The organism is Amycolatopsis sp. NPDC006131, from assembly GCF_040614175.1.
Lineage (GTDB): Bacteria > Actinomycetota > Actinomycetes > Mycobacteriales > Pseudonocardiaceae > Amycolatopsis_E > Amycolatopsis_E tucumanensis.
Genome location: NZ_JBEXTX010000058.1, coordinates 25,959 through 48,486, shown reverse-complemented (window position 1 = coordinate 48,486; position 22,528 = coordinate 25,959). Strand labels below are relative to the sequence as shown.

The window sequence follows — 22,528 nt, the reverse complement described above, 5'->3', positions numbered from 1 at the left end:
GGCACCAGCCCCCCCCACGACCCGAGCGCCAGCACGTCGGCGCCGCGCTCGGCGACCGCGGTGAGCACGTCGCGCAGGGCGGCTCCGCCCCGCCCGGCACCGGTGATCGCCAGCACCGCGGTCTCCTCGTCGACGGCCGCGACCGGCCCGTGCAGCAGGTCCGCGCCGCTGTACGCGCGGGCGGCGAGGTAGCTGGTCTCGGCGAGCTTGAGCGCGGACTCCAGCGCGGTCGCATAGGAGTAGCCGCGACCGGTGGTGATGATCCGGTCGACGAAGCGGTACCGGTCCACGGCGCGCTGCACGTCGACCTCCAGCGCCTGCCGCGCCAGCGGTTCGATCTCGGCCGCGGCGGACGAGTCGCCGCCCCGGACGGCGTCGATGAGCAGGTACAACGCGAGCAGCGTCGCGGAGTACGTCTTGGTGGCGGCCACCGCGGTCTCGGTGCCGGCCCCGATGTCGACGGCCAGTTCGGCGGCGCCGCCCAGCGGCGAGGCCGGGGTGTTCGTGACCGCGACGGTCAGCGCGCCCTGCTTGCGGGCGGTCTGGGTGAACTCCAGCAGGTCGGGCGAGCCGCCGCTCTGGCTGACCGACACCAGCAGCACGTCCCGCAGGTCGGGGCGCGCCCCGTAGAGGGTCACCGTGGAGGGCGAGACGAGCCCGGCCGGCAGCCCGAGCAGGACCTCGATGAGGTACTTCGCGTACAGCGCCGCGTGGTCGCTGGAGCCGCGCGCGGCCAGCAGTGCGAACCGCGGCGGGCGCCGGGAGATGGCGGCGGCGACGTCGGCGATCTCCCCGCGGCGGGCCACCAGGCCGCCCAGAACGGCGGGCTGTTCGGCGATTTCCGCGGCCATGTGCTGTCCGGGGTTGCTCATGCTGGATCCCTTCGGAGGTCTAGACCAATGCTACCCCGGGCGCGGTTCCATCCGGAAAGGGTAGTTTCATCCTGCGCCGGAGGCGCGGTTCGAGGAGGAGTCGGTCATGTTGGAGTCAGCCACGCGCGGTCAGCGCGAACCGAAGTACTGGGCGTTGAAGCAGCATCTGCTCGACCTGCTGGAGACGATGCCGCCGGGTTCGCCGATTCCCACCGAACGCTCGCTGGCCACCGAGTTCGCGGTCTCCCGCACCACGGTGCGGCAGGCCCTGGCGGACCTCACCGCCGAGGGCAGGCTGCACCGGGTGCAGGGCAAGGGCACGTTCGCCGCCGAGCCGAAGCTCGCGCAGCGGCTGCAGCTGTCGTCCTACACGGAGGACATGCGGGCGAAGGGTCGCGAGCCGTCGTCGAAGCTGCTGGAGGTCGAGGAGCTGACGGCCGAGCCCGAGCTGGCGAAGCTGCTCGGCATCCGCAACGGCGCGAAGGTGCTGCGGATGCGCCGTCTCCGGCTGGCCGACGGCGAGCCGATGGCGCTGGAGACCACGCACCTGCCGCTCGGCCGGTTCCGCGGCCTGCGCAAACACGTGTCGGCGGGCGGTTCCCTGTACGCTGTGTTGCGCGAGCACTACGGCGTGGAGATGGACAGCGCCGAGGAGACGATCGAGACCGCCCTGGCCGGGCCGCAGGAGGCGGACCTGCTCGGCGCCGACGTCGGCACCCCGATGCTCCTGCTGTCGCGGCATTCGTTCGCCGCGGACGGCAAACCGGTCGAATTCGTGCGGTCCATCTACCGCGGTGACCGGTACAAGTTCGTGACCACGCTGCGGCGCCCGTAACTCTCCAAGATCCCTTGCGTTGTCAAGGGATCGTTAAGCCCGTCGTGTCCACTGTGGACGTTGAGAGTGGCCTGCGTCACCTTCCGGCAACGCTGGGAGCATCTCAATCGACAAACACGTTGGACACGATGGGGTTAACACGAGAGGGAGAGCGAACACACCGCGATCATGACCGAGGAGAAGGAAGAGAGCGCCGAGAAGAAGTCCGGGCTGTCTCCGGCGCAGGTGGTGGCGTCGGCGCTGGCCGCGGTGACGGCTGCTTTCCTGGGCTCCACGCTGGGGGTGGCGGGCACGGTCATCGGCGCCGGTGTCGCGAGCATCGTGACGACCGTGGGTGGCGAGATCTATCTGCGCTCGCTGCGCAGCACGCGGGCGGCCGCGCGCAAGACGGCCGAGCTGCTGGCCGTGGCCGAGACCCGGCAGCAGACGAAGGTCGTGCCGCCCGCGGTCGCGCCGCGGTCGACGCACCCGTTGATCAGGCACCAGCAGAACGGGGCCGCGCAGCGAAGACCGGCCACGCAGCTGACCGAGATGCCGACGAGGGTCGTGCACCCGATCACGCCACCGCTGTCCGGCACGACGCGCCGGATGCCGGTGGCCGGGCAGGGCGGTTCCGGGGGCGGCGAGAAGACGGTGTTCATCCCGAAGCCGGTGGACCAGCCGGTCGAGGAGGAGGCGCCGCCCGCCGCCGCGAAGCCCTGGTGGAAGAGCCGGTGGACGCTCGCGGTCGCGACCAGTGTGGTGGCGTTCGTGGTCGGGATGCTGGCGATCACCGGCTTCGAGGCGGCGACCGGGAGCACCGTGTCCGGCGGCACCGGGACGACGCTGGGCCGGGTGGTCGGCGGTTCCGGCGGCGCCGAGACGACGACCACGCAGGTCACGACGGTCACCGAGAGCTCGACGAGCGAGGACGAGCGGGCGCCGGCGAGCACGAGCAGCGCGCCGACGACGTCGTCCAGCGCCGAGGAGACCGAGTCCCCCGTGACGACGACGCCGAGCACCAGCGTCCAGGAAACGCCGTCCGCCGCATCCGAAACGGCGACCACGGCACCGAGCAGTCCTTGATCCGAAACCGGCCACAGGCCCTTCGCGAGTTTTCGCGAAGGGCCTGTTTCGTGTCAGCCGGCGAGCAGGACGGCCAGTTCGCGCGGGTCCTCGGGGCCGAGGTGGGGCGCGTCCAGGTCGCGCACGTCGAACCGGTTGCGCGGGGTCGCTTCGTCGGCCTCCCGGATCATCCGGTCCTGCAGCGCGAGGGGGATGGCCCGGTCCCGCGTGCAGCGCAGGTAGGTGCGCGGCACCCGGCCCCACGTCGCCGGGTCGCCGCGCGCGTCACCGGTGGTCAGGGCCCACGATTCGTCGGGCTCCATCGCGTTCAGGGCGGCGCGGAACGTGCTGTCCGCGTAGTCCGCAGCGAGTGCGGCCTTCGCCGCCGCGAGGAACGCGGGGTCCGCCGACCGCCAGTTCGTCCGTCCCACGCCGTTGGCCTGCGGATCCCCGATGCCGGGGATGGCGGGCAGGAGCGAGCCGGCCGCTTCCGGGGTCAGGAAGCAGTCGAGAACGCTGCGCAGGCGGACGCAGCAGAAGGCGGACAGGTAGACCAGCCGGGCGACGAGGCCGGGGACCTGGTTGGCGACGCCGGTGATCGTCGCGCCGCCGAGGCTGTGGCCGACGAGGACCACCGGGCCAAGCGCCGCCGCCCGGCGGACCACGGCGGTGACGTGCGCGACGGTGTCGGCCAGTGTGATCCCCGCGAGCGGTGACGGTTCGGCCGCGAAGACGGCCAGGTCCTGCGGGGTCTGGTAGCTGACCGGGAAGTGTCCCCGCGGGCCGTGGCCGGGGAGGTCGACGGCCAGGGCCCGGTGGCCGGCGAGGGTCAGTTCGGCGACCACCGGGGCGAAGGAGCCCGCGTTGCCGTTGGCGCCGTGGACGAGCACGAAGACCGGGTCCGCCGTGGTTGCCTTTGGTGGGGTGCAGCCCGCGGCCGCGAGCGCGGTCGTGCCGAGGAAGGCCCGGCGGCCGAGTTCACGCACGGCCGGTCGCCCTGCTGGTTCGGGTGAGCGCCCAGATCAGCAGGATCGCGCCGACGGTGCCGGCCACGTGGTCGAACCAGCCGGGCAAGCCGGCGGCCCGGAGCAGGCCGGCGACGCCGAACGTGGTGTTCCACAGGGCGTCCGTGACGGCCGAGCCGAAGCCCTGGACGAACAGGAGCGTGCCCACGATCCAGCGGGCTTTCTGGGCGTTGTTCATGGCGCCTCCGTTTCCGATGCGACTGCATCGAAACCGTAGCACGATCCGATGCGCTCGCATCGGTACAGTGGCGGCATGCCCAGGAAGATCGACCACGACGACCGGCGGCGGCAGATCGCGGACGCCGTGTGCGCGCTGATCAGCCGGCGTGGGCTGGAGGGCGTGAGCCTGCGCGAGGTGGCCGGTGAGGCGGGCGTGTCGATGGGCGCGGTCCAGCGGTGCTTCAGCACCAAGGAGGACATGCTGGTCTTCGCGCAGGAGCACGTGAACCGGCGGATCAGCGAGCGGGCGCAGGCCAGGATCGGCGGTTCCGCGTCACCGGTGACGATGCTCGCGGAGACGCTGACGGCGATGCTCGCGGCCGACGACCCGGTGGAGGCGCGGGTGTGGATGGCGTTCACCGCGCAGTCGGCGGTCGACCCCGCGCTGGCGGAGGTGCAGCGCGGCCACTACGCCGGGCTGGCGGAGTTGCTCGCCGTGTTGTTGCGGGCCGCGCAGGACGCCGGCGAGGTGCGGGCCGGCGTGGATGTCCCGGCGGAGGCGGAGACGCTCATCGCCCTCGCGGACGGCCTCACGGTGCAGATCCTGCTCGGCCGCCGCACGGCGGAGTCGGCTCGCGCGATGCTGCACGAGCGGCTCGACCGCCTGCGGGTGGCTTGAGAGCCTCCCCGCCGTTCTGGGGCGTCCGTCGGTCTGGCTTGACCGCGGCGGAACCACACTCGGCTACCGCTCGGGCGAGCCACGGCCACGACGGCCCGTGTCAGTCCAGCTGTGCCCGCAGCGCGCGGGCGGCGGTGATGGCGCGAGCCATCACGATCGTGAGGCGGCCGCCGCCAGCTCCTCGGGCAGCCGGTCGCGTGACGGCCGCTGGCGGCCCGCCCGTGTCCGGGCCAGAGAGCCGCGCGCGGGTGGCGGTGAGGGCGCGGCCGTTCGCCAGCGCGTGCGGTCGGGAGCCTGAGGTGCAGGCGCCGAGCTGCCCGGCTCAGTCCAGCTGTGCCCGCAGCGCGCGAGCGGCCGCAGCCGGATCCTCGGCCTCGGTGATCGCCCGCACCACCACGATCCGCGACGCGCCCGCCGCCAGCACTTCCGGCAGCCGCTCGGCGTCGATGCCTCCGATGGCGAACCACGGGCGCGCGGTGTCGAGCGCCGCGGTCGAGCGCACCAAGTCCAGGCCCGGCGCGGAACGGCCGGGCTTCGTCGGCGTCGGCCAGCAGGGGCCGGTGCAGAAGTAGTCCACACCTTCTTCCACAGCCGCGGCCTCGGCCTGTGGACGGTCGTGCGTCGAGCGGCCGATCACCGGCTCGTCGCCGATCACCCGCCGCGCCAGCGGCACCGGCAGGTCGTCCTGCCCCAGGTGCAGCACGTCGGCGTCGACGGCCGCCGCGATGTCCGCCCGGTCGTTCACCGCCAGCAGCGCCCCGTGCCGCGCGCACGCCTCCGCCAGGATCTCCAGCGCGGCCAACTCCTGACGGGCCTCCAGCGGCGCCCCGTCCCGCTTGTCCCGCAGCTGGATGATGTCCACGCCGCCGGCCAGTGCGGCGTCGGCGAACTCGGCCAGGTCCGGCCGGTCCCCGGTGCACAGGTAGAGCCGCGCCGCGTCGAGGCGTTTCCTGATCTCGTCACCACTGAGCCCTGGCATGGCCTGAACCCTATCTCGCACGTTAGGGTGGAGGTGTCCGCACGGGAGCCCGAGCCACGGGCTGAGAGGGAGCTGCCAGCGCTCCGACCGTGGAACCTGATCCGGATCATGCCGGCGCAGGGAGCGTGATTCTCATGAGCAACCAGCACGTGGCCGTCGTCGGCGGCGGGGTCATCGGCCTGTCCGTGGCCTGGCGCGCCGCGGCGGCCGGGCACCGCGTCACCGTCGTCGACCCCGCGCCCGGCCGCGGCGCGTCCTGGGTCGCCGGCGGCATGCTGGCCCCCGTCACCGAGGCCTGGCCCGGCGAGGAGGACTCCCTCGCTCTCGGCGAGGAGTCCCTCAGGCGCTGGCCCACGTTCGCGCAAGCGCTTGCGGCAGACGGCGGCGACCCGGGGCTGTCCCGGGCCGGCACGATCGTCGTGGCACTGGACCGGGCCGACGCCGACCAGCTGGACATCCTCGCCGGCTACCTGCGGTCGGTCGGCCGCGAGGTCGAGCAGGTCACCGGCCGCAGGCTGCGCTCGCTCGAACCCGGGCTCGGCGCGGTGCGCGGCGGCCTGCTCGTGCCCGGCGACCTGGCGGTCGACAACCGAAAGCTGCTCCGCGCCCTCGAAGCCGCCGCGCTCGAGCACGGCGCCGAGTTCACCGGCGACGAGGCGGTGGCTGTCGAGCCCGGCCGCGTCCGCACGGCCCACTGCGAGGTCCGGTGCGACGTCGTTGTCGTCGCCGCCGGCGCGCACAGCGCCCGGCTGCACCCGGTGCTCGCGCGAGGTGTCCGTCCGCTCAAGGGCGAGATCCTCCGCCTGCGCGCGCGGCGCACGAGCCTGCCACCGCCCACGCGCACGGTGCGCGCCGTCGTCGAGGGGCGACCGGTGTACCTCGTGCCGCGCGAAGGCGGCGAGCTGGTCCTCGGCGCGACGCAGTACGAGGCCGGTTTCGACGACACCGTGAGCGCCCGCGGCGTGCGCGAGCTGCTCGAAGGCGCCGAGCGGATCTTCCCCAGCATCGACGAGTACGAGCTGATCGAAACCGCGGCCGGGCTGCGCGCGGCCAGCACCGACACGCTCCCGTTCATCGGTGACCTCGGCGACGGCGTCCTCGCCGCGACCGGTCACCACCGCAACGGTCTGCTCATGGCGCCGGTGACCGCCGACGCCGTCGTGGCTTGGCTGGCCGGGGAGAAACCGCCCGAGGAGGCGCTCGCGGCGGACCCGGCCCGGCTCGGAACAGGAGGGGTCTGATGGAAGTGCAAGTCAACGGGCAGTGGCGGGAGGTCCCCGACGACGCGACGGTGACCGACGTGCTCAAGGCGGTCGACGCGCCCGAGCGCGGCGTCGCGGTCGCCCTCAACGGCGAGGTCGTGCGACGCGGCGAGTGGACGGCCAGGACCGTCCCCGCCGGCGCGCGGCTGGAGATCCTGACGGCGGTGCAAGGTGGGTGAGGTCATGTTCGACGGCGACCAGCTCGTGATCGGCGAGCACAAGCTCGGGTCACGGCTGATCATCGGAACCGGTGGCGCGGCGAACCTGTCGGTGCTGGAACGGGCGCTCGTCGCGTCCGGCACCGAGCTGACGACGGTCGCGCTGCGCCGCGCGGACGCCGAGGGCGGCTCCGGTGTGCTGGACCTGCTGCGCCGCCTCGGGATCCGGCTCCTGCCGAACACCGCGGGCTGCCGCAGCGCCGCGGAGGCCGTGCTGACCGCGCGCCTGGCCCGCGAGGCGCTGGAGACCGACCTGATCAAGCTCGAGGTGCACGCCGACGACCGGACGCTGCTGCCCGACCCGGTCGAGACGCTCGACGCGGCCGAGCAGCTCGTCGCCGACGGGTTCACCGTGTTCGCCTACACGAACGACGACCCGGTGCTCGCGCTGCGGCTGGAGGAGGCCGGGTGCGCCGCGGTGATGCCGCTGGGCGCGCCGATCGGCACCGGGCTGGGCATCCGCAACCCGCACAACATCGAGCTGATCGTGGCCCGCGCGGGCGTGCCGATCATCCTCGACGCGGGCATCGGCACGGCCTCCGACGCGGCCCTCGCGATGGAGCTGGGGTGCGACGCGGTGTTGCTGTCCACGGCGGTGACCAGGGCGCAGGACCCGGAGCGGATGGCGTACGCGATGCGCTCGGCGGTGGTCGCCGGGCGGCTGGCCCGGCAGGCGGGCCGGATCCCGCAGCGGTTCTGGGCGCACGCGTCCAGCCCGCCGCGCTGAAAAACCCGGCTTCACCTCGGTTTGCCGCGGCGAGCACGTATGGTTTAGCGCACCCGAGCGGTCGGCGAGGCGAAGGAGCTCGAGAGTGGTTGAGTCAACCGAGGACGTCGCTGGGCGGTTGTTCCTCGCCGTCGGCCGGCTGTCCCGGTCGCTGCGGCAGGCAGGCACACCCGGGCCCGGCCACGGCTCCATTTCCGCGCTGTCGACGCTGGTCGCCTTCGGGCCGATGCGGCTCGGCGACCTGGCGGCGAAGGAGGGCGTGGCGGCCGCGACGATGTCGCGGATAGTCGCCTCGCTGGTCGACGCCGGCTGGGCGAGCCGCGAGCCCGACCCGATCGACCGGCGCGCCTGGCTGGCGACGGCCACCCCGCAGGGCGAGCGGATGCTGCTGGACCTGCGGTCGACGCGGGTGCACGAGCTGCAGAAGCGGATCGACCGCCTGTCGCCGGAGCACCAGGCCGCGCTGGGTCAGGCGCTGCCGGCGCTGGAGGCGTTGCTGGCCGGCGACGAGAGCTGACCCGCGCCCGGGGTGCGCGGTGGCGGGGAGGCGTCGCTCGCGGCCGGGGGTGCTGAATTCGCGACCGGAGAGCGGGCTCGCGCCGGGGAGTGCGGAACTCGCGCCGGGAGCGCGGGACTCGCGTGCGACTCCGCCCGAGAGCGTGGGACCCGCGGGGCGGCGGCGCGGAACCCGCGCCCCGGAGCGTGGGCCCCATGGACCGGAGCGCGGACCTCCCAGCCCTGAGCCCGAAACCCGCGGGTGTGGGAACCTCGCGGCTCAGCGATCCTCCGGCGCCAGCCTCCAGAACGCCGACACCGGGCCGACCTTCGCGCCCATCGGGTAGGAGTTCGCGACCGCGTTGCTGACGAACCACTTCCCGAACCGCGCGGCCTCCGGCATCGACATGCCCCGCGCCAGGCCCGCGGTCAGCGCCGACGCCATCGCGTCGCCCGCGCCGTGCGTGTGCGGCGTGGAGAACCTCGGCCCGGGGAGTTCGATGAACGTCCGGCCGTCGTAGAGCAGGTCCACGCACTCCGGGTCGCTGGTCAGGTGACCGCTCTTCACCAGCACGTACTTCGGCCCGAGCTCTTTCAGCGCCACCGCCGCGTCGTGCATGCCCGCGCGGTCGGTCACCTCGATCCCGGTCAGCAGGCGCACCTCGTCCAGGTTCGGCGTGATCACCGCGGCCCGCGGCAGCAGCAGGTCCCGCAGCGCGGCCAGCCCGGCCGCGTCGAACAGCGGGTGCCCGTGCATCGACGCGGCCACCGGGTCGACCACGAACGGCACCTTCGAGTCCCGCCCGATCTCCGCCCGGTCGCACGCCTCCGCGACCGCCTCGATGATCTCCGCGGAGGCCAGCATGCCGGTCTTCGCCGCCTGCATGCCCATGTCCGCGGCCACGGCCTCGATCTGCCCGGCCACGATCCGCGCCGGGATGTCGGACCGGTCGTGCACGCCGAGCGTGTTCTGCACGGTCACCGCCGTGACCGCGACGAGGCCGTGCACCCCGCAGGTCAGGAACGTGCGCAGGTCCGCCTGCAACCCCGCGGCACCACCGGAGTCGGATCCGGCGATGGTCAGGGCGGCAGGCGGACTCGCGTTCTGGCTCATGCCCCCAGTGTCGCAAACCCGCCGATCAAGCGAGCCGCCAGAACGGGGACACCGGCCCGACGCCCTCGCCCAGCGGGTACGCCTCGGCCACGCACCGCTCGATGAACCGCTTGCCCTCGTCCACCGCGTCCGGCACCCCGAGCCCCTTGGCGAGGAACGCGGTGATCGACGAGGCCAGCGTGTCGCCGCCGCCGTGCGTGTGCGGCGTGTCGATTCGCCGCGCGGACAGCTCGATGAACTGCACGCCGTCGGACAGCAGGTCGACGCACTCCGGGTCGTCGTAGAGGTGCCCGCCCTTGACCAGTACCCACATCGGACCCAGCGCCAGCAGCGCCCGTGCCGCGTCGCGCTGGCTGGCCCTGTCGGTGACCTCGACGCCGGTGAGCAGCCGGACCTCGTCCAGGTTCGGGGTCACCAGCGTCGCGCGCGGGAACAGTTCCGTGCGGATGGCTTCCAGCGCCTCCTCGCGCAGCAGGGCGTCCCCGTGCATCGACGCCGCCACCGGGTCCACCACGAACGGCACGTCCGCGTTGCGTCCGATGTGGACCTCGTCGAGCGTCTTGGCGACGGCGGTGATGATCTCCGCCGTCGCCAGCATGCCGGTCTTGGCCGCGTCCACGCCCATGTCCCCGGCAACGGCCTTGATCTGCGCCGACACGACGTCCGGCGGGATCTCGGTGAAGCCCTGCACACCGACGGAGTTCTGCACGGTGACCGCGGTGATCGCGGTCATCCCGTGCACCCCGCAGGCGAAGAACGCCCGCAGGTCGGCCTGGATCCCCGCCCCACCGCCGGAATCGCTCCCGGCGATGGTCAGCGCGGTCTTCGGGGTGACGCTCATTACGGCTGGACCACCGGGAGGTAGACCTGCTTGCCGTTCTCGGCGAACTCGGCCGACTTCTCCTGCATCCCGGCCTCGATCGCATCCACAGTGGACAGCCCGTGCTCCTCGGCGTACTTGCGGACGTCCTGGGTGATCCGCATGGAGCAGAACTTCGGCCCGCACATCGAGCAGAAGTGCGCCGTCTTGGCGGGCTCGGCGGGCAGTGTCTCGTCGTGGAACGAGCGCGCGGTGTCCGGGTCGAGCGAGAGGTTGAACTGGTCGGTCCAGCGGAACTCGAAGCGGGCCTTGGACAGCTCGTCGTCCCAGTCCTGGGCGTACTGGTGGCCCTTGGCGAGGTCAGCGGCGTGCGCGGCGATCTTGTACGCGATCACGCCCGCCTTCACGTCGTCCCGGTTGGGCAGGCCCAGGTGCTCCTTCGGCGTCACGTAGCACAGCATCGCCGTGCCGTACCAGCCGATCTGCGCCGCGCCGATGGCGGAGGTGATGTGGTCGTAGGCCGGCGCGATGTCCGTCGTGAGTGGACCGAGCGTGTAGAACGGGGCCTCGCCGCAGAGCCGTTCCTCCAGCTCCACGTTCTCCTTGATCTTGTGCATCGGCACGTGGCCGGGGCCCTCGATCATCACCTGGACGTCGTGGGCGCGCGCGGTGTGCGTGAGCTCGCCGAGCGTCTCCAGCTCCGCGAACTGGGCGCGGTCGTTGGCGTCCGCGATCGAGCCGGGGCGCAGGCCGTCGCCGAGCGAGAACGTCACGTCGTAGGCGCGCAGGATCTCGCACAGCTCCTCGAAGTGCGTGTACAGGAACGACTCCTTGTGGTGCGCCAGGCACCACGCGGCCATGATCGAACCGCCGCGGGAGACGATGCCGGTGACCCGGTTCGCGGTCAGCGGGATGTAGCGCAGCAGCACGCCGGCGTGCACGGTCATGTAGTCCACGCCCTGCTCGCACTGCTCGATCACGGTGTCCCGGTAGACCTCCCAGGACAGCTTGGCCGGATCGCCGTCCACCTTCTCCAGGGCCTGGTAGATCGGCACGGTGCCGACCGGGACGGGGGAGTTGCGCATGATCCACTCGCGGGTTTCGTGGATGCGCTTGCCGGTGGACAGGTCCATGATCGTGTCGGCGCCCCAGCGGGTCGCCCACACCATCTTGTCGACCTCCTCCTCGACCGACGACCACACGGCCGAGTTGCCCATGTTCGCGTTGACCTTCACCAGGAAGTTCTTCCCGATGATCGCGGGCTCGCTCTCCGGGTGGTTGCGGTTGACCGGGATGACCGCCCGACCCGCGGCCACCTCGTCGCGCACGAACTCGGGCGTGACCCGCTCGCGCGCGGCGATGAACTCCATCTCGCGGGTGATCACGCCGGCCTTGGCGAAGCCCAGCTGCGTGTTGTGCTCCCGGTTCGCGATCCAGTCGGCACGCAGCGGCGCTAGTCCACTGTGGACGTCGATCGCGACGTCGGGGTCGGTGTACGGGCCGGAGGTGTCGTAGACGTCGAAGTGGTCGCCGTTGGTCAGCTCGATGCGGCGGGCCGGGACCTTCAGCCCGTTTTCGGTGTGGTGGTAGACCTTCCGGGATCCGGTGATCGGCCCGGTGGTCACGGTCGGCGCGACGTTCTTGCCGTTTTCCAGCGTCGTCACTAGAAATACTCCCTACGCCGGCATTACCCGGTCAGGTTCAGCGGTCGGCGGCGCCGGGTCCCAACGGACACCAGCCGCCCTCTCAGCCCGCCAAGGCGCGAGCTCCCGCGTGTTCGGTTGTCCGTCCGACCATGCCACGTCGCGCGGCAGACCTCAAGAGCACGACGGTGAGACCGCTCACCCGCGCTGGAGTTTCACACCGGTGTCAGCCTCTAGGTTGACGATCATGCGAACCACGGCCGCGCTGATCGCGCTCGGCGCCTGTCTCTTCGTGGTCGTCACGGCGGAGACGCTCGTGATCGGACTGCTGCCCGCGTTGTCGGCCGACCTGCGGGTGCCGGTGCCCTCGGCCGGCCTGCTCGTGGCCGGGTACGCGCTGACGGTGACCATCGGCGGTCCGCTCGTGACGGCCGCGACCCTGCGGGTGCCGCGAAAGGCGGCGCTGCTCGGGCTGGTCGCGGTGTTCGCGGCGGGCAACGCGCTCGCGGCGAGCGCGACCGGGTTCGGCGTGCTGCTGGCCGCGCGGGTCGTCACCGCGCTGACGCACAGCACGTTCTTCGCGATCGCGCTCGTGCTGGCCGCGTCGATGGTCCACCCGTCGAAGCGCGGGTGGGCCATCGCGTTCGTGTCGACCGGGCTGAACCTGGCGACCGTCCTCGGCGCGCCGCTGGGCACCCTAGTGGGTGAGGCGTACGGGTGGCGGACGTCGTTCTGGTTGCTGGCGGTCGTGGCGCTGGCCGCGATGGCGGCGGTGGCGCTGCTGGTGCCCGCCGCCCGGACCGCGGAACCGCCGCGGCTGGGACCGGAGCTGCGGGCGCTGGTGACGCGGCCGGTGCTGGTGCTGCTGGCGGTGACGCTGGTGACGGAGACCGGGTTCTTCGTGGCCTACACCTACCTGTCGCCGATCCTCGGCCGGATCTTCCCGCCCGGCGGGGTGGTCGTGCTGCTCATGGTGTTCGGCGCCGGGGCGCTGTGCGGGAACCTGGCAGGCGGGCGGCTCGCGGACCGGTGGCCGTGGGCTTCGCTGCGGGTGCTCATCGCGGCGCTGGCGGCGGCGATGGTCCTCTTCGCGGCGATCGCTTCGGTGCGAGCCGGGGCGGTAGTCGGCGTGTTCGCACTGGGCGCGGTGGCGTTCGCGCTGGTCCCCGGGTTGCAGACGCGGGTGGTGGTGGCCGCCGCCGGAGCGCCGACGCTGGCGGTCGCGGTCTACACGTCGATCTTCAACCTGGGCATCAGCGCGGGCGCGTGGCTGGGCGGGCGCGCGTTGTCGGCCGGCGCCGCGCTGGGCGCGCTGCCGCTGCTGGGCGCGGTCGGCGTGCTCGGCGGGCTGGTCGTGTCAGCTCTCCACCGCGCCCGAGGTTTTCAGTCCGGCCGGCGCAGCCCGGCGACGAGGAGGCCGACCAGGCGGCGCGCGTCGTAGGGGTGCTTGCTGCTCGCGCCCGCACAGAGACCGCCGATGCCGCGCATCAGCTCGTACGCGTCGAGGTCGCCGTGGATCTCGCCCGACGCGGCTTCGAGCAGCTGTGTGCAGACCGGGACGAGCCGCTCCAGGAAGTAGGAGTGCAGGGGGTCGTAGCAGGGGTCGTCGGACTGCAGCACGGCGGGCAGGCCCTGCTTGGTGATCACGAAGTCGACGAACCGGTCGAGCCACTCCGCGAGGGCGGCGTACGGGGTCGCGCTGGCGGCGAGCAGCGCCGGACCGGCCTCGGCGAGCGCTTCCACCTGGTGCCGGTAGACCGCGATGATCAGGTCCGCCCTGGTGGGGAAGTGGCGGTAGATCGTGGCGGTCCCGACGCCCGCCTTGGCCGCGATGTCGCGGATCGGTGCCTCCACCCCGGACGCGACGAAGACCGCGGCCGCCGCGTCGAGCAGGGCTTTCTGGTTGCGCCGCGCGTCGGCCCGCTTGGGTGCGCTGTCGTCCACGCCGTCCATTCTCCCACCCGGTGGTAGCTAAGCGGGACACTGTCCCGTATGTTAACCGGGACAGTGTCCCGTTTCTGATCGGAGCGAACGATGACGACCTACCTGCTGGTGCACGGCGCGTGGCACACCGGGGAGTGCTGGACGCGGGTGACGCCGTTGCTGGAGGCGGCCGGGCACCGCGTGCTCGCGCCGACGCTGACCGGCTACGGCGACACGGCGCACCTGGCCGGCCCCGAGGTCGGCCTCGACACGCACGTCGCGGACGTGACCGGGCTGATCCGCGCGGAGGACCTCACCGACGTGGTGCTCGTCGGGCACAGCTACGCCGGGCTGGTGATCTCGTCGGTGGCGAACGAGCTGCCGGACCGGGTCGCGCGGCTGGTGTACCTGGACGCGATGGTCCCGGAGGACGGCGAATCCGCGGCGGACGTCCTGCCCGTCACCCAGGGGCTGATCGACCTGGCGCTGGCCTCCGAAAGCGGCTGGCGCGTCCCGCCGATGCCCGAGCTGCCGCCGCCGGCCGGCCTGTTCGGCGTCACGGATCCTGATGACATCGCCTGGCTGCGCACGATGCTGTCCGACCAGCCGGTGCGCTGCCTGCAGCAACCGGTGCGGCTGGACAACCCGGCGACGCGAGCGATCCCGCGGACGCACATCCACTGCACGGTGAAACCGGAGGGCTTCTCGCGCCGCCCCGTGCCCGCCGTGCAGCCCAACGGAACGCCCGCGGAGGTCTGGGAACTGCCCACGGGCCACGACTGCATGATCACGACGCCGGTGGAGCTGAGCGAACTGCTGCTGAAGCTCGCCTGAGCGCCGCGGGCAGACGTGCCGGACCGCGGTTGACCACGGGAAACGCCCTTCTAGGCTGCGGCACGTGGGCGACTGGGAGACCCGGCTTCGCGAGTGGCAGAACCTCGACGTGCCCGAGGGCTGGCGGGCGGAGATCACCCCGGCAGGGGTGACACTGACGCCGCCCGTCGACAACGGGCACAGCAGGATCGCCGCGTCGGTCCATCGCGCCTTGGTGCGGGCGGTCCCGGAGGATCGGGCCATCCTGCAGAAGCTCGGCGTCTCCATTCGGAGCGCGAGCCGGCTCTACGTGCCCGGCCTGGTCGTGGTTCCGCACCACGAACTGCTGTCCCGTCCGGACAACGTGCCCGTTCCGGCGGAGGCCGCGGAACTGGTGGTGGAGATCGTCTCCCCGGGCAACGCGCGCACTGATCGTGTCGAGAAGCTCTGGGCCTACGCCCAGGCGCCGGTGCCCCTCTACCTCCTGATCGACCGGTACGCCGAGCCGAAGCCGTCGGTCACCCTGTTCTCGGATCCCGTCGACGGGCACTACCGCCGCTCGGAGCAGGTTTCCTTCGGCGAGGAGATCCGCCTTCCCGCGCCGTTCGACCTCGTGCTCGCGACCGCGGCCTTCTAACTCACCAGCTCGCTCGGCGTCGCGAACACGTCGACCATCGCGCCGTTCCTCAGCACCGTGATGGCCAGCCTCGTGCCGATCACTTCGGCGAACAGCTGCCGCTGGATGTCCTGCGCGTCCGTGATCCGCGAGCGCCCCACGGTCAGCACCAGGTCGCCCGGCCGCAGCCCCGCCCGTTCAGCCGGCCCGCCGCGCACCACCTCCACGATCCGCAGCCCCGCGCGCTGCCCGGTGTGCTCGGCGACCTCGTCCGGCAACGGCGCCGGCACCCCGACCACCCCGAGGTACGCGCGCCGCACCCGGCCCTCCACCAGCAGCGTGTCGATGATCCGCCGGGTGGTCTCGTTGATCGGCACCGCCAGACCGAGGCCGAACCCGGCGACCGCCGTGTTGACGCCGACCACCCGGCCCGCCGAATCCGCCAGCGCGCCGCCCGAGTTGCCCGGGTTCAGCGCCGCGTCGGTCTGGATCACGTTCTCGATCACCCGCCCGGCGCTGCGGGTGCGCACCGGCAGCGACCGGCCCAGCGCGCTGACCACGCCCGCGGTCACTGAACCGGCGAGCCCGAGCGGGCTGCCGATCGCCACCACCAGCTGCCCGACGACCAGCTTGTCCGCGTCGCCCATCCGGGCCGCGCTCGGCGCCTCCGATGCGCGCAGCACGGCCAGGTCCGACAACGGATCCGCGCCGACCACCGTGAACCGCGCCTCGGTGCCGTCCGAGTACGTCGCCGTGCCGTGCGTGCCGCCGCCGACCACGTGCGCGTTCGTCACCAGGTGCCCGTCGTCGGCGAACACGACCGCCGAACCACTGCCCCGGGACAGCCGCACGCTCGCCACGTGCGGCGTCACCTCGGCGGCCACCGTGCTCACCGAGCGTGAGTAGGCGTCGAGGGCATCGGTGTCATCCACCGCCACCACCACCCCGCGATTACACAGTTACATCAATAACCAGTGTGCGCTCGTGGGCACGCGGAAAGCCCTCTCGTTCACCGAGGGCGAAAGCTCACTCCGAGCCGGGCAGCCAGGACAGACCGGGGACGCCCCACTTGTTGCGCTTGAGCATGCGCTTCGCGTCGCGCGCGTGACGGCCGACCAGGCGGTCCAGGTAGATGTAGCCGTCCAGGTGGTCGGTCTCGTGCTGCAGGCAGCGCGCGAAGTACCCGGTGCCCTCGACCTCGATCGGGTTGCCGTCGAGGTCGAAGCCGGTGACCTTGGCCCAGCTCGCCCGCCCGGTCGGGTACGACTCGCCGGGCGCGGACAGGCAGCCCTCCCAGTCGTCGTCCGGGTCGGGCATGGTCTCCGGGATCTCGGAGGTCTCCAGCTTCGGGTTGACCACCAGGCCCTTGTGCCGCACACCCTGGTCGTCGGGGCAGTCGTAGACGAAGACACGCAGGTCGACGCCGATCTGGTTGGCCGCCAGCCCCACCCCTTCGGCGGCGTACATGGTCTCGAACATGTCGTCGGTGAGGGTGCGCAGCTCGTCGTCGAACTTCTCCACCTCGCGGGTGGGGTTGTGCAGCACCGGGTCGCCGGCGATCCGGATCGGGTGGATGGTCACAATCCGCGATCGTACCCAGCGGACGAGCCGTGACGCGCCGGGCCGTGATCCCACAACCGGACCCTCGACCCGTGGTTGAATGGCGCCCGCGGGATCACAACCGTGTGGTTTGCGACTTGAGGAGTCAGATGGACGCCGCGGAGTCGATGGCCGGAGGCGACCGGCCGTCGCCCGAGCCCACCGGCGACGAGGGCGGGCTCACGCCCCGTGAGCTCAAGGTGCTGGCGTTCGAACGCCAGTGGTGGCGCTACGCGGGGGCCAAGGAACAGGCCGTCCGCGAAGAGTTCGGCCTCTCGCCCACCCGGTACTACCAGCTGCTCAACCAGCTCCTCGACAAAGAGGAAGCGATGCGCGCCGACCCGATGCTGGTGAAGCGGCTGCGCAAGATGCGCTCCGCGCGGCAGCGCAAACGGGTCGCCCGGCGACTGGGGATCGAAGCGCTATGAACTTTCTGCAGGGCCTGTCCCGCCCGCTGCGCCTGGCCGGTGTGGTGCTGATCGGGGTCGCTCTCGTGGCGGTCGTGATCGGCGGCATCACCGCGCTGAACGGCGACGGGGACAACGGCCAGACCGCGGCGCCGAGCCCGACGGCCACGGACGGGACGACAGCGCCCACCGAGACCACGGGCGCGAGCCCCACGGAGCCGACGCCGCCGAGCCCGGTCCCGCCGACCTCCGAAACGCCGCCGCCGGGGCAGCCGACGGACACCGCGACGCCGGGCGGGCCCGGTGGCACGGCGACCCAGCCGGGCGGCACGACGGGCGCCCCTGGCGCGGGCGACGGCGGAGCGGCCGCCGACCAGACCGCCGCCAAGTGGGTGCCGGTGCGGGTCTACAACAACAGCACGATCCACGGCCTGGCCGCCCGCGCCGCCAACGAGCTGCGCGCGAACGGCTGGAACGTCGTCGAGGTCGGCAACTACCCGCAGGGGATCATCCCGACGACGACGGTGTACTACACGCCGGGCACGGACGAGGAGACCGCGGCGCGCTCGCTGGCCACCGCGTTCGGCATGAAGGTCGAGCCGCGGTTCGACGGCATCCAGGACGCGAGCCCGGGTGTCATCGTGATCGTCACCAACGACTACAAGGGCTCGCAGGTCAAGGGTTCCTGAGCCCGGGTTTCCGGAAAGGGCGGCCGACGCTACCGGCCGCCCTTTCCGCGTGTCAGGCCCGGTTCTTCGCGTAGGACTCCAGCGCGGCCAGCTGCGCCGGGTCCAGGGAGGGCCGCACCGCCTTGCGCGCCGTCTCCAGGTGCGCCGCCGTGACCTCGGCGGCCTCCAGCGACTCGCGCATCGCCGTGAGCGCGGCCTCCCGGATCAGCGCCGCGCAGTCCGCCGCCGAGTAGCCGTCCAGGCTCGCCGCCACCTCGTCCAGGTCCACATCGGACGCCAGCGGGGTGTGGCGGGCGGTGGCACGGAGGATGTCGGCACGCGCCTGCGCGTCCGGCGGCGGCACGTACACCAGCCGCTCCAGCCGCCCGGGGCGCAGCAGGGCCGGGTCGACCAGCTCGGGCCGGTTGGTCGCGCCGAGCACGACCACGTCCCGCATCGGCTCGACCCCGTCCAGCTCGGTGAGCAGCGCGGCGACCACCCGGTCGGACACCCCGGAGTCACCGGACTGGCCGCGGCGCGGCGCGAGCGCGTCGATCTCGTCCAGGAACACCAGCGACGGCGAGGCGTCGGCCGCCTTGCGGAACAGCTCCCGCACCGCCCGCTCCGACTCGCCGACCCACTTGTCCAGCAACTCGGCGCCCTTGACCGCGAACACGTTCAGCGCGCCGGTGCCGGCCAGCGCCCGCACCAGGAACGTCTTGCCGCCACCGGGCGGCCCGTACAGCAGCACCCCGCGCGGCGGCGCGATCCCCAGCCGCGCGAACGAGTCCGGGTACCGCAGCGGCCACAGGACCGCCTCCGTCAGCGACTGCTTGACGTCGGTCATGTCGCCGACGTCCTCCAGCGTCAGCCCGCCGGTCGCCAGGCTGTCCGAAGTGGACATCGAGATCGGCCGCACCGACTGCAGGGCGTCCAGCAGGTCCTGCTGCGAGATGCGCGGCTCCTCGACGTCCCGCTGCCGCAGCGCGGCCCGCACCGCGGCGTCCCGGCGCAGCGCCAGCAGGTCCGCGGCCACGAAACCCGGTGTCCGGTCGGCGATGCCGCCGAGATCCACAGTGGATTCCAGCGGCACGTCCCGCAGCAGCACGCGCAGCAGATCGGTGCGGATCCGGGCGTCCGGCTGCGGGATGGCCAACTCGCGGTCGAGCAGGTCGGCCGCGCGCAACCGCGGGTCACAGGCCTCCGGGCGAGCGGTGGTGGCGACCACCGCGAGGTCCGGGCGCGTCAGCGCGCCACGCAGCTCGTCGAGCACCACGGTCGCGACGGGCGGCGGCTGCGTCGCCGGCAGCAGCGTGTCGATGTCGGTGATCAGCAGCACCGCCGGACCGTCCGCGGCGGCCTGGTCGATCGCCTCCCGCAGCCGGGTGGCGATCGCGTTCGGCTCCAGCACGGCGATCGACGGCGCGGCCAGCGTGACCAGGCGCAGGTCCTCGGCCGCGGCGACCGACCGGACGAGCGTCGTCTTGCCCACGCCCTCCGCGCCGGACAGCAGCACCCCCAGCCGGGCCGAGGTGCCGAGCCTGGCCAGCAGGTCGGGGCGGCGGAACGTCAGGTCGACCCACTCGGCCAGCGTGCGGGCCTGGTCCTGGGCGCCGCACAGGTCGCTGACCGGCGGGGCGGGCTCCTCCGGCTCGGCGATCACCTCGGGTTCCACGCGCGGGGCCACCGTCGCCGGTGCGCTCGACCGTGCGCTCGACTGGACGCTCGACTCGGCGCTCGACTGGGCGCCGTCCCGCCAGCTGACCACGGTGGACGGGCAGATCACGACCGGTCCGCCGGGTTCGGTCGCCGTGACCGTGAGCAGTTCGGTGGTCCAGCCGGCGCCGATCGCGCGGGACAGCTGGCCGCGCACGGTCGTCACGTCCGAGCCCGGAGCCGGGGCGAGGTCCTGCGGGAGGAGCGACACCGCGTCGCCGACCGTGAGGACCTTCCCGGTGAGCGCGAGCCGGAGCGTGTTCGGCGACACCGACGCGCTGGCCAGCCGCGACCCGGCGACGGTGACCGAGCGGGCCTGCGTGACGTCCGCGGGCGCGACCACGACCTCCGAGCCCTCGGTGACGCCGAGGTTGGACAGGGTGACGTCGTCGGCGAAGACGAACCCGGGCGTCCCGGACGCGTCGCCGGGCGCGGCGAGCGCGGCGCTCACCCGGGCGCCGGTGAGGTGCACGGCGTCCCAGGCGCGCAGGCCGAGCGCGTCGAGGACCTCCGGATGCAGGCGGACGATGCCGCGCCGGGTGTCGAGTGCGGACGGCGTGTGCCGGATGGTCAACGTGATCTGGGGCGCGCTCACGCCCTCACTCTAGGGCGAGCGCGGCCGGAAGGGTGTCGAACGCGCGGTTGACGAGGACCGGCAGCAGGTCCCGCTCGCCGGACGGGCTCCACTCGGCGAGCGCGCAGTTCCACGTCCCGACCACGACCTCGACCAGCAGCCGCAACTCGAGATCGGGGCCGCCGCCGAGGACGCGGACGATCTCGGACTTGACCTCCGCGCAGTACCGCAGCGAGTGCGCGTGCAGCGCGGCGCACCCCTCGGTCAGCCGGACCGTCGGCAGGAACTGCCGGTACCAGTGGTCGTCCAGCCTGGCGAGGGTCGTCAGCAGGGCGTCCTTCAGCACGCCGAGCAGCGGTCCGGACGGCGGCCGCTCCGCGAGCACAGCGAGGTAGGTCTCCCACAGCTGCTTGATCGCGGTGAGCGCGACGTCCTCTTTGGACGAAAAGTTGCGGAAGAAGGTCCGCTTGGAGACCTCGACCGCGTCGACCAGCTCGTCGAGCGTGGTCGCGTCGAAGCCGTGCTCGGTGAACATGGCGACGGCGGTCTCGGCCAGCGCCTGGCGCGTGCGCAGCTTCTTGCGTTCCCGCAGCGGGAGCGACTGCTCGGTCGTGGTCATCGCGATCAGTCTAGTTGATGCGCCTTGATGGCAAGTGCCACTCAGTGGCACTATGGGCGCAAGATCGCTTTCGGAGGAGAGAACATGCGTGCGCTCGTCGTCGACCGATCCGCGGAATCCCGGCTGGTGCTGGCCGAAGCGCCCGATCCGGTGCCCGCGCCGGACGAGGCCCTGGTGCGGGTCGAGGCCGTCTCGCTCAACTACGGCGAGGCCTTCATGGTGGACACCGGTCAGCTGCCCGACGGGAGCGTGCCGGGCTGGGACGCGACGGGCGTGGTGGTGCGGGCCGCCGCCGATGGCTCGGGACCGGCCGCCGGAACGCGTGTGATCACGCTCGGCATGACCGGCGCCTGGGCCGAACTGCGGGCCGTGCGGACCACCGCGATCGGCACCGTGCCGGAGGGGGCGGACGGCGGCGCGATCAGCACGATCCCGGTGGCCGGGCTGACCGCGCTGCACGTGCTGCGGCGGTTCGGGCAGACCCTGGGCAAGCGGATCATGATCACCGGGGCGTCCGGCGGCGTCGGCCGGTTCGCGGTGCAGCTCGCGGCTCGGGCGGGCGCCGAGGTCGTCGCGGTCAGCGCGGACCCGGCTCAGGTGAGCGTGCTCGAAGCGCTCGGGGCGCACGAGGTGATCAAGCACCCGGCCGAGGTGAGCCGGCCCGTCCACGGCGTGCTCGACAACGTGGAGGGCGAGCAGATGGTGGCCGCGTTCACGGCGTTGCGCGCCGGCGGCCGGCTGGTCAGCGTCGGGCATTCGGCGGGGGAGGACGTCGTGTTCCCGGTCGGCGCGTTCGTGCCCACCGACGGCCGCCACGACCGGTCGATCAGCACGTTCTTCCTGCTCGCCGACCCGCGGACCGACTTCACCGAGGACCTCACCTGGCTCGCCACCGAGGTGGCCGGGGGCCGCCTCGACGCCGGGATCACCTGGCGCGGCGACTGGTCCCGGCATGCCGAGGCGACCGCGGCGCTGCTCGGTCGCCGGCTGCGCGGTAAGGCCGTCCTGGAGGTCAGCTGACGCGGGCGTCCCACCGGTCGAGGTAGGTGATCTCCTCGACCGGTGGCCGCGCGGCGGGCTGGAAGTCCTTCTGCGTCGTGTAGGCGACCGGCAGCAACGCGACCTGGGTGAAGCCCTCGGAGATGCCGAGGAGGCGCGCGACCTCCTCCTCGTGGCCGAACAGGTGGTAGCCGGTGATCGTGCTGCCGAGGCCGCGGGCGCGCAGCGCGAGCTGGAAGCTCCGGATCGCCGGGTCGATCGACCCGTAGAACCCGGTCAGCTTCGTCCGGCCGCCCGGCCAGGCAGGCGAACGCGAGCGCCGGGACGCGGTGGATGTTGTCCAGCAGGAACTTCGCCGACGCGAGCGAGCGCGGCGCGACCAGGTGGCCGTACTGGCGCTGGGCGGCTTCACCCACCTCGCGGACCGGTCCGGCGACGCGGGCCTTCAGCTCCGGGTCGCGGACCACGAGCCAGCGGATCGCGTCCAGCTGGTTGCCCGCGATCGGCGCCTGCATCACGACGCGCAGGCACTCGGTGATCACCTCCTGCTCCACCGGCCGGTCCAGGTCCAGCTTCCGCCGCACCGAGCGGGTGGTGGCCAGCAGCTCGTCCGCGTCCATCTGCGCACAAGCAGGACCTGCTGGACGGCATCGCGGCGCGGGTCTGCCGTGGGCCGAGCGGCTGCGCGCGCTCGGGCTCAACGCGTTCGAGACGCTCAACCG

At 72.8% G+C, this 22,528-nt stretch carries 26 protein-coding genes, 1 pseudogene and 2 riboswitches; of the genes and pseudogenes, 13 read left to right on the top strand and 14 right to left on the bottom strand.

Translation table 11 applies throughout. From position 1 onward, the window contains the following. Positions 1-851: SIS domain-containing protein (locus ABZ215_RS26545; protein ID WP_354952445.1), on the bottom strand; the 851-nt coding region annotated here is incomplete at its 3' end. 127 nt (positions 852-978) lie between these two features. Between ABZ215_RS26545 and ABZ215_RS26540 the strand changes: the two genes are divergently transcribed. Together ABZ215_RS26540 and ABZ215_RS26535 are read left to right on the top strand one after the other, a co-directional pair. Continuing rightward, positions 979-1,707 (top strand): GntR family transcriptional regulator, encoded by a 729-nt coding sequence (locus ABZ215_RS26540; RefSeq protein WP_017985323.1) that lies wholly within the window; start codon positions 979-981, stop codon positions 1,705-1,707. 168 nt (positions 1,708-1,875) lie between these two features. Then, entirely contained in the window at positions 1,876-2,772 is an 897-nt protein-coding gene (locus tag ABZ215_RS26535; protein WP_354952443.1) for a hypothetical protein, read from the top strand. A 53-nt stretch (positions 2,773-2,825) separates the two neighbouring features. Here the strand turns inward: ABZ215_RS26535 and ABZ215_RS26530 are convergent, their stop codons facing one another. Both ABZ215_RS26530 and ABZ215_RS26525 read right to left on the bottom strand, forming a co-directional pair. After that, positions 2,826-3,737, bottom strand: a complete 912-nt coding sequence (locus ABZ215_RS26530; protein ID WP_354952441.1) for an alpha/beta fold hydrolase — start codon at positions 3,735-3,737, stop codon at positions 2,826-2,828. After that, entirely contained in the window at positions 3,730-3,954 is a 225-nt protein-coding gene (locus ABZ215_RS26525) for a hypothetical protein (RefSeq protein WP_354709333.1), read from the bottom strand. Before ABZ215_RS26525 ends, ABZ215_RS26530 begins: the two co-directional genes overlap by 8 nt. 75 nt (positions 3,955-4,029) lie before the next feature. Between ABZ215_RS26525 and ABZ215_RS26520 the strand changes: the two genes are divergently transcribed. Next, on the top strand, positions 4,030-4,614 hold the full coding sequence (locus ABZ215_RS26520) for a TetR/AcrR family transcriptional regulator (RefSeq protein WP_237336464.1): 585 nt from the start codon (positions 4,030-4,032) through the stop codon (positions 4,612-4,614). Positions 4,615-4,936: 322 nt separating this feature from the next. Here the strand turns inward: ABZ215_RS26520 and thiE are convergent, their stop codons facing one another. Further along, entirely contained in the window at positions 4,937-5,593 is a 657-nt protein-coding gene (gene thiE, locus ABZ215_RS26515) for a thiamine phosphate synthase (RefSeq protein ID WP_354952439.1), read from the bottom strand. A 31-nt stretch (positions 5,594-5,624) separates the two neighbouring features. After that, positions 5,625-5,733, top strand: a riboswitch (TPP riboswitch). Between thiE and thiO the strand changes: the two genes are divergently transcribed. From thiO to ABZ215_RS26495, 4 genes are all read left to right on the top strand, one after another. Then, positions 5,728-6,834, top strand: coding sequence for a glycine oxidase ThiO (gene thiO / locus ABZ215_RS26510; protein ID WP_354952437.1), 1,107 nt, complete (start codon positions 5,728-5,730; stop codon positions 6,832-6,834). (Overlaps the previous riboswitch by 6 nt.) Further along, a complete protein-coding gene (gene thiS / locus ABZ215_RS26505) occupies positions 6,834-7,034 on the top strand; it encodes a sulfur carrier protein ThiS (RefSeq protein WP_020416979.1) in 201 nt (66 codons plus the stop codon). Before thiO ends, thiS begins: the two co-directional genes overlap by 1 nt. Positions 7,035-7,038: 4 nt before the next feature. Further along, positions 7,039-7,800 carry a thiazole synthase gene (locus ABZ215_RS26500; RefSeq protein ID WP_051123488.1) on the top strand — a complete coding sequence of 254 codons (762 nt, stop codon included), beginning with the start codon at positions 7,039-7,041 and terminating at the stop codon, positions 7,798-7,800. 85 nt (positions 7,801-7,885) lie between these two features. Further along, positions 7,886-8,317: a MarR family transcriptional regulator gene (locus tag ABZ215_RS26495; RefSeq protein ID WP_020416977.1), complete on the top strand. Its 432-nt coding sequence runs from the start codon at positions 7,886-7,888 to the stop codon at positions 8,315-8,317. A 258-nt stretch (positions 8,318-8,575) separates the two neighbouring features. On the opposite strand, the gene thiD (ABZ215_RS26490) is transcribed toward ABZ215_RS26495, so the two are convergent. The 3 genes from thiD (ABZ215_RS26490) to thiC form a co-directional block, all read right to left on the bottom strand. Then, complete coding sequence (gene thiD / locus ABZ215_RS26490; RefSeq protein WP_354952434.1) at positions 8,576-9,409, bottom strand: bifunctional hydroxymethylpyrimidine kinase/phosphomethylpyrimidine kinase; 834 nt, start codon at positions 9,407-9,409, stop codon at positions 8,576-8,578. 25 nt (positions 9,410-9,434) lie between these two features. After that, complete coding sequence (gene thiD, locus ABZ215_RS26485; RefSeq protein WP_020416975.1) at positions 9,435-10,250, bottom strand: bifunctional hydroxymethylpyrimidine kinase/phosphomethylpyrimidine kinase; 816 nt, start codon at positions 10,248-10,250, stop codon at positions 9,435-9,437. Further along, a complete protein-coding gene (gene thiC, locus ABZ215_RS26480) occupies positions 10,250-11,893 on the bottom strand; it encodes a phosphomethylpyrimidine synthase ThiC (protein WP_354952432.1) in 1,644 nt (547 codons plus the stop codon). The genes thiD (ABZ215_RS26485) and thiC overlap by 1 nt, the downstream gene beginning before the upstream one ends. Next, a riboswitch (TPP riboswitch) is annotated at positions 11,886-12,012 on the bottom strand. Its footprint overlaps the gene before it by 8 nt. A 107-nt stretch (positions 12,013-12,119) precedes the next feature. Between thiC and ABZ215_RS26475 the strand changes: the two genes are divergently transcribed. Beyond that, the gene (locus tag ABZ215_RS26475; protein ID WP_354952430.1) at positions 12,120-13,313 is read left to right on the top strand and encodes an MFS transporter; all 1,194 of its coding nucleotides are present in this window, start codon (positions 12,120-12,122) and stop codon (positions 13,311-13,313) included. Here the strand turns inward: ABZ215_RS26475 and ABZ215_RS26470 are convergent. Beyond that, entirely contained in the window at positions 13,256-13,825 is a 570-nt protein-coding gene (locus ABZ215_RS26470; protein WP_354952428.1) for a TetR/AcrR family transcriptional regulator, read from the bottom strand. The two genes, ABZ215_RS26475 and ABZ215_RS26470, sit on opposite strands and share 58 nt — an antisense overlap. Positions 13,826-13,906: 81 nt before the next feature. Here ABZ215_RS26470 and ABZ215_RS26465 point away from each other — a divergent pair, with 81 nt between their 5' ends. Both ABZ215_RS26465 and ABZ215_RS26460 read left to right on the top strand, forming a co-directional pair. Continuing rightward, positions 13,907-14,629, top strand: coding sequence for an alpha/beta hydrolase (locus tag ABZ215_RS26465; RefSeq protein ID WP_354952426.1), 723 nt, complete (start codon positions 13,907-13,909; stop codon positions 14,627-14,629). Between the two features lie 64 nt (positions 14,630-14,693). After that, positions 14,694-15,245 carry a Uma2 family endonuclease gene (locus tag ABZ215_RS26460; protein ID WP_354952424.1) on the top strand — a complete coding sequence of 184 codons (552 nt, stop codon included), beginning with the start codon at positions 14,694-14,696 and terminating at the stop codon, positions 15,243-15,245. On the opposite strand, the gene ABZ215_RS26455 is transcribed toward ABZ215_RS26460, so the two are convergent. Together ABZ215_RS26455 and ABZ215_RS26450 are read right to left on the bottom strand one after the other, a co-directional pair. Beyond that, positions 15,242-16,156: a trypsin-like peptidase domain-containing protein gene (locus tag ABZ215_RS26455; protein ID WP_039791290.1), complete on the bottom strand. Its 915-nt coding sequence runs from the start codon at positions 16,154-16,156 to the stop codon at positions 15,242-15,244. The two genes, ABZ215_RS26460 and ABZ215_RS26455, sit on opposite strands and share 4 nt — an antisense overlap. A 94-nt stretch (positions 16,157-16,250) precedes the next feature. Next, positions 16,251-16,805: a peptide deformylase gene (locus tag ABZ215_RS26450; RefSeq protein ID WP_017985307.1), complete on the bottom strand. Its 555-nt coding sequence runs from the start codon at positions 16,803-16,805 to the stop codon at positions 16,251-16,253. Between the two features lie 128 nt (positions 16,806-16,933). Here ABZ215_RS26450 and ABZ215_RS26445 point away from each other — a divergent pair, with 128 nt between their 5' ends. Next, a complete protein-coding gene (locus ABZ215_RS26445; RefSeq protein ID WP_020416968.1) occupies positions 16,934-17,251 on the top strand; it encodes a DUF3263 domain-containing protein in 318 nt (105 codons plus the stop codon). Next, positions 17,248-17,919: a LytR C-terminal domain-containing protein gene (locus ABZ215_RS26440; RefSeq protein ID WP_354952422.1), complete on the top strand. Its 672-nt coding sequence runs from the start codon at positions 17,248-17,250 to the stop codon at positions 17,917-17,919. The genes ABZ215_RS26445 and ABZ215_RS26440 overlap by 4 nt, the downstream gene beginning before the upstream one ends. A 52-nt stretch (positions 17,920-17,971) precedes the next feature. On the opposite strand, the gene ABZ215_RS26435 is transcribed toward ABZ215_RS26440, so the two are convergent. Both ABZ215_RS26435 and ABZ215_RS26430 read right to left on the bottom strand, forming a co-directional pair. After that, complete coding sequence (locus tag ABZ215_RS26435; protein WP_354952420.1) at positions 17,972-20,209, bottom strand: AAA family ATPase; 2,238 nt, start codon at positions 20,207-20,209, stop codon at positions 17,972-17,974. A gap of 4 nt (positions 20,210-20,213) precedes the next feature. Then, the gene (locus ABZ215_RS26430; protein ID WP_354952418.1) at positions 20,214-20,807 is read right to left on the bottom strand and encodes a TetR family transcriptional regulator; all 594 of its coding nucleotides are present in this window, start codon (positions 20,805-20,807) and stop codon (positions 20,214-20,216) included. Between the two features lie 84 nt (positions 20,808-20,891). Here ABZ215_RS26430 and ABZ215_RS26425 point away from each other — a divergent pair, with 84 nt between their 5' ends. Then, a complete protein-coding gene (locus ABZ215_RS26425) occupies positions 20,892-21,827 on the top strand; it encodes a zinc-binding dehydrogenase (RefSeq protein WP_354952416.1) in 936 nt (311 codons plus the stop codon). Here the strand turns inward: ABZ215_RS26425 and ABZ215_RS26420 are convergent. Next, a complete protein-coding gene (locus ABZ215_RS26420; protein ID WP_354952414.1) occupies positions 21,820-22,218 on the bottom strand; it encodes a nitroreductase family protein in 399 nt (132 codons plus the stop codon). The genes ABZ215_RS26425 and ABZ215_RS26420 overlap by 8 nt on opposite strands. Next, positions 22,163-22,426 (bottom strand): annotated as a pseudogene (locus ABZ215_RS26415) (nitroreductase family protein); the annotation flags it as partial. The gene ABZ215_RS26420 and the pseudogene ABZ215_RS26415, both read right to left, overlap by 56 nt. Positions 22,427-22,528: the final 102 nt, after the last annotated feature.